This is a genomic window from Streptomyces telluris, from assembly GCF_024519335.1.
Taxonomy (GTDB): Bacteria; Actinomycetota; Actinomycetes; order Streptomycetales; family Streptomycetaceae; genus Streptomyces; species Streptomyces telluris.
This window is the reverse complement of record NZ_JANIID010000073.1, coordinates 1-5,225: the sequence shown is the minus strand read 5'-3', so window position 1 is coordinate 5,225 and position 5,225 is coordinate 1. Positions and strand designations below refer to the sequence as shown.

Genomic DNA, 5,225 nt, shown 5'->3' with positions numbered 1-5,225 from the left:
GAGGGCTGCGAGTGTGACGGTGCCTAGGTAGATGTAGGCGCGTTTCTCGTAGCGGGTGGCGACAGCGCGGAAGTCTTTGAGGTGGTTGATGGCGCGTTCGACGGTGTTGCGTTTCTTGTAGCGTTCGCGGTCAAAGCCGGTGGGCCGGCCGCCTCGGGGTCCTCGGTTCTGCCGGTGTCTTTGCTGCGAGGCGTTCGGGGATGGTGTGCGGGATCCCGCGTCGTCGCAGGTAGCGGCGGTTTCTCCGGGACGTGTAAGCCTTGTCTGCCAGGAGATGGCCGGGCCGGGTGCGGGGCCGTCCGGCTCCGGTCCGGGGCACGGAGATCTGCTCCAGCACGCGCTCGAGCTGGGGGCCGTCACCGTAGTGCCCGGGTGTCAGGACGAGGGGGAGGGGCCTGCATCGTCCCTCGGTGGCGAGGTGGATTGTGGTGAATCCTCCGCGGGAACGTCCCAGGCACTCGCCGATCTGACCACTTCCTCCAGTCGGGCGGCCAGTTTCCGCAGCACCGGATCGGCCTGGTTCGTCCCTGGGCCGGCCCCCTTTTGAGGGGCCCCGGCCGCCGGTGCCTTCCTCGCGCCGCCGGCGTGCTGATGGGCCCGCACCGCGGTTGAGTCCACCGACACCTCCCAGTCGAGCCCGCCCGCGGCGTCCTCGGCTGCCTGGATACGCGACAGCAGCATCTTCCACGTTCCATCAGCTGACCAGCGGCGATGCCGTTTATAGACCGTCTCCCACGGCCCGAACCGCTCCGGCAGGTCCCGCCACTGAACCCCGGTCCTCACCCGGTACAGAACCCCATTGATCACCCGACGGTGATCACTCCACCGGCCCCCACGCGCACCACCGGGAGGCAAGAACGACTCCAGCCGAGCCCACTCCGCATTCGTCAGATCCCCACGGCCCATACAGCCAGCCTGACCCCAACACCCCACCGAAGTCAGGAGATCCGAGAAACAGCGCCTAGGTCAAAGCGGGCAGGGCCAGTTCCGGCTTGTTGCGGCCCCATGCCTCACCTGCCAGAGAGCCGTGAGGCGGGGCTGGAGCGAGCCGGAGTCGAACATGCAAGTGGGTCGGGTCAAGCCGAGTTTGATCGGGGCCAACTGCACCGAGAAAGCCAGTCGTCTCGATGTGAGATGCGGAGTCGCATGCTCGCAGGGATGGGTCATGTGGCTTGTGTGAATAGTGCCTGGACGGTTTCTGTGGCCAGGTCTCGCAGCCAAGTGTGGGCGCGGTCGTTGTCGTAGCGCTGGTGCCACAGCAGGTACAGGGGGACGTCGGGCAGCGGGAGCGGCGGTGGCAGCGTGGCCAGGCCGAGTTGTTCCCGGGTCGTGCGGGTGACTGCGTCGGGGAGGGTGACGACCAGGTCGGTGTCGAGGGCGAGTTGCAGTGCGAAGGCGGCGGTGGGCCCGGCGGCGACGACGCGTCGTTCGAGGCCGTGTGTGGTCAGGGCGTCATCGATCGGGTCGCGCAGGCTTCCGCGCCGCGAAACGGTGAGGTGTTCGGCGGCTGCGTAACGCTCCAGGCTCAGCGGGCTTCGGGTGAGCGGGTGGCCTGGGCGGACGGCAACGACCAGACGGTCTCTGCCGGCGAGGCGGTGGCGGATGTCGGGGAGCGTCGGAGCGCTGGAGCTGGATTCGAGGTCGACCTCACCCCGGCGCAGCTGGGCGTCGTCCGTCCCGGGTTCGGCGGACAGGCGCAGCTGGACGCCGGGGGCCTGACGGTGGACGGCCGTGGTCAAGGCGGTGCCGCAGGCGGCGGTCAGGGCGTCGTGCCAGCGCACGGTGAACACCCGGTCCAGAGCCGCCAGGTCGAGTTCCTGCTGCGCGGACAGAAGCCGGTGGGCCTGCTGCACGAGGGCGTGGACCTCGGCGCGCATGGCCAGCGCGCGGGTGGTGGGGACCATGCTGCGGCCGGTACGGACCAGGATCTGGTCACCGGTGGCCTTGCGTATGCGGCCCAGGGAGCGGCTCATCGCCGGTGCGGTGACGTGGAGGCGTGCTGCCGCGCCGGCGACACTGCCCTCTTCCAGCAGGGCGTCCAGGGCCGTGAGCAGGTTCAGATCCAGTTGCATGACAGTAACTCTACAAGTGACAAGCATGCACTTGTTGTTAATGGTCGGGCGGCCTACCGTCGAGGTGCGGAGGCGAGACGACCGCCCCGCTTCGACCGATCCCAAGGAGCCCGCCATGAGCACAGCCATGCCCTTCGACGCCGGTACGACGCTCCTGTCCGATGTGACAGCCGCGGTGAAGACCGCTGGCCGCACGCTGCGCGACCGCCACACTGCGCACGCCCGGGGCGTGAGTCTGGATGAGGTCGTTGCTGAGATCCACGCCAACGACGATGCGGTGCTGGACGTGCTGCGGGAGCCGTTGCTGCGGGCCCGGCAAGGGTCGCGGTGGGCCGAGGACGAGTTGGCCGGCGGCGCGCTCCCGTCCGGGGAGTGGTGGGTCGTCGACCCCGCCGAGGGCAACATCAACCACGTCCACGGCATGGAGGACTGGGCCGTCACCGCCACCCTGGTACGCGACAACCAGCCGGTACTCACCGTCGTCCACCTGCCGCTGACCGGCGACACCTACACCGCCGTCGCCGGCGGCGGTGCCCGTCTCAACGACCGGCCCCTGAAGGTGTCCGCCAAGACCGACCTGGGCGCCGCGCTCACCGGCACCGGCCAGGCCAAGCCCGGCGAGGACGAGCGCACCTTCCGGCGGATCGGTGACTCCGTCACCGCCATGCTCATCAACGGCCTGGTCGTGCGCGTGTCCGTTCCCGCCACGATGCAGCTCATCCACGTTGCCGCCGGACGTATGGACGCGTTCTGGCAGTTCTCCGACGTCCGCTCCGGCCTGGTCGCCGGCGCCCTGCTGGTCTCCGAGGCCGGAGGCACCGTCACCGACCTGACGGGCGAACCCTGGAACACCGGCAGCCGCGACTTCCTGGCCGCCGCCCCCGGCATCCACGGCGCCGCCCTCAAAGTCCTCTCGCCGATCGCCTGACCGGACGTCTCCGCTCTTCCCCACCCCGATACCGCAAGGAGCATCACCGCATGACCAACATCGGCATCCTGGGCGCCGGCCGCGTCGGCACCAACCTCGCCGGCAAGCTCTCCGCAGCCGGACACCATGTCACCCTCGCTGGCCGGAGCCCGGAAGACACCGCCGCCCGCACCATCGGGCTTGCCCCGCCGGTCGCCTACACCGACCAGCGCACCACCGCCCGCACCACGCACATCGTGATCAACGCGACGCCCGGCGACAGCTCCCTGGAGCGCCTCACCGACCTGCGCACCGAGCTGTCCGGAAAGATCCTCATCGATGTCTCCAACGCAACCCGCGACGCCGCTGACGGCCTGCCCGGCGACCTGTGCTATCCCGGCAGCAGCCTCGCCGAGAAGCTCCAGGCCGCGCTCCCCGACACCCATGTGGTCAAGACCCTCAACACCATGCTTTTCATGGTCATGACTGCTCCCGAGATCCTGGCCACCCCACCGACCGCCTATCTCTCCGGCGACGACGAACACGCCAAGAGGACCGTCGCCGGCCTGCTCGGCGACCTGGGCTGGCAGCCCGAACAGATCGAGGACCTCGGCGACATCACCACAGCCCGCGCCACCGAGGCCATGATCCTGACTGTGCCCCACATCCTGCGCCGACACGGCTTCAAGCCCTTCGCCGTCTCTCTCGCCCGCTGACCCGCCCAGACCGGGTGACCACGCAGCCTGCCCACCCCGCTCTCCAGCACCGACGAGAGGTGATCCACCGCGCCCTCCACCCTGCCGGACCGGCCCGACCTCGCCGAGCAGTACCCGCGCCCGGAGTTCTCCCATCAGGACCAGCCCCGCCCCGGCTGCACCGAGCCCATGCGCCCGGCCCGACCACGGCGAGGTACCGTACCGAGGCCACGAGCTCCTTGCGGACTGGCGCACCGTGATCACCGGCGGGGACTCCGGCATCGGCAGGGCCGTCGCGCTGGCCTGCGCCCGTGAAGGCGCTAACGTCCTCAGGCCGGTAACCCTCGCTGATAAGATCTCTAGGGTTGTCCCGTAACTGATCTTTCGTATGAGGACGGTTGGTCAGGGCTGGGTCGGGGGGCCACCTGTTGGCTTCGCCGCCGGGGTCGCGTTGTTCTTGTGGACTGTCCGGTTTGATCATTTGGTGTCCAAGGCGGCTCAGGGCGCGACGGGGTGGCGGGCGAATCCATCTGGCCAAATGAGCGGCAGAGTCTCAAGTCCCCTTGGTACGGTGCATCGATGTCAGCGATCAGGACGTTCCAAGTCACGTTCGACTGTGCGGAACCTGAGCGCCTCGCTCGCTTCTGGTGCGAGGTGTTGGGGTACGTTATACCGCCGCCACCAGCGGGGCTGGCCACTTGGGATGATTTCAAGTGTTCGCAGCCACCTGAGCAGCGGGATTCATGGTTCGCCTGCGTTGATCCTTCAGGTGTGGGCCCGCGACTGTACTTCCAGCGAGTGCCCGAAGGGAAGGCCGTCAAGAACCGGGTGCATCTTGATGTGCGGGTCGGCACCGGACTCGTGGGTGAAGAACGTCTCGCCGCACTTGAGGCTGAATGTGCACGGCTGATCCCGCTCGGCGCGGTACACGTGCGAACTCTGTATGACGGTCATGATTCGTGCATCCCGATGCTGGACATCGAGGGCAACGAGTTCTGTATCGACTGAACATACGGGCGGGAGTTATCTCGTGAGGGCGAGGTTGTGCAGCGGGGCGATGCCGAGCATGGCGGTGTGAATGCCATCGCCTTTCAGGCGGCAGTCGCGAAGGATCTTCCATGCCTTCATCCGCGCGAAAACGTGCTCGACACGGGCGCGGACTTTGCGGTGGGAGCCTCAATGACGAAGTCAAGCCGCTTGCGCGACCGGTGGGGCGAAGGTGAAGATCCGTCCGTCGCGCAGGAGTGCCCACAGAACGCTGGCCCTCCGACGAGCAAGGGCGATGACAGCCTGGACGTGTTTGCAGCCTTCGCCGCGCTTCTTGAGGTAGCCGTCCCGGTTCGGCCCGTCGCGGATGATGCTGGTCTGTGCGCGGACATGTAGAACACCCGTCGCAGGCGGCGGCCCTAAATGATGTCCCGTAAGGCCTGGTCAGGAATCCGGGCATGTGATGATCTTGGTGTGAGTGCTGTGGTCACGGCGTCTGAGCCGGGGTGGATAGGCCTGTTCTCCGGGCTGAGTGAGCGGCAGTTCCGCAAGCTCGTAGGTGTG

4 protein-coding genes and 4 pseudogenes are annotated in these 5,225 nt (G+C 67.9%); 4 read left to right on the top strand and 4 right to left on the bottom strand.

What is annotated here, in order from left to right; genetic code table 11:
* A pseudogene (locus NQU55_RS36035) lies at positions 1–906 on the bottom strand (IS5 family transposase); the annotation flags it as partial.
* Positions 907–1,163: 257 nt separating this feature from the next.
* The gene (locus NQU55_RS36030; protein WP_168094103.1) at positions 1,164–2,072 is read right to left on the bottom strand and encodes a LysR family transcriptional regulator; all 909 of its coding nucleotides are present in this window, start codon (positions 2,070–2,072) and stop codon (positions 1,164–1,166) included.
* A gap of 115 nt (positions 2,073–2,187) precedes the next feature.
* On the opposite strand from NQU55_RS36030, the gene NQU55_RS36025 reads away from it, so the two are divergent.
* The 4 genes and pseudogenes from NQU55_RS36025 (at position 2,188) to NQU55_RS36010 (ending at position 4,682) form a co-directional block, all read left to right on the top strand.
* Positions 2,188–3,000: an inositol monophosphatase family protein gene (locus NQU55_RS36025; protein WP_168094102.1), complete on the top strand. Its 813-nt coding sequence runs from the start codon at positions 2,188–2,190 to the stop codon at positions 2,998–3,000.
* 50 nt (positions 3,001–3,050) lie between these two features.
* Positions 3,051–3,695 carry an NADPH-dependent F420 reductase gene (locus NQU55_RS36020; protein WP_168094101.1) on the top strand — a complete coding sequence of 215 codons (645 nt, stop codon included), beginning with the start codon at positions 3,051–3,053 and terminating at the stop codon, positions 3,693–3,695.
* Between the two features lie 81 nt (positions 3,696–3,776).
* Positions 3,777–4,005 (top strand): annotated as a pseudogene (locus tag NQU55_RS36015) (NAD(P)-dependent dehydrogenase); the annotation flags it as partial.
* 248 nt (positions 4,006–4,253) lie between these two features.
* Positions 4,254–4,682, top strand: coding sequence for a VOC family protein (locus NQU55_RS36010; RefSeq protein ID WP_168094100.1), 429 nt, complete (start codon positions 4,254–4,256; stop codon positions 4,680–4,682).
* Between the two features lie 15 nt (positions 4,683–4,697).
* Here NQU55_RS36010 and NQU55_RS36005 read toward each other — a convergent pair.
* Together NQU55_RS36005 and NQU55_RS36000 are read right to left on the bottom strand one after the other, a co-directional pair.
* Positions 4,698–4,847 (bottom strand): annotated as a pseudogene (locus NQU55_RS36005) (transposase); the annotation flags it as partial.
* Positions 4,848–4,862: 15 nt separating this feature from the next.
* Positions 4,863–5,077 (bottom strand): annotated as a pseudogene (locus NQU55_RS36000) (IS110 family transposase); the annotation flags it as partial.
* Positions 5,078–5,225 lie beyond the last annotated feature (148 nt).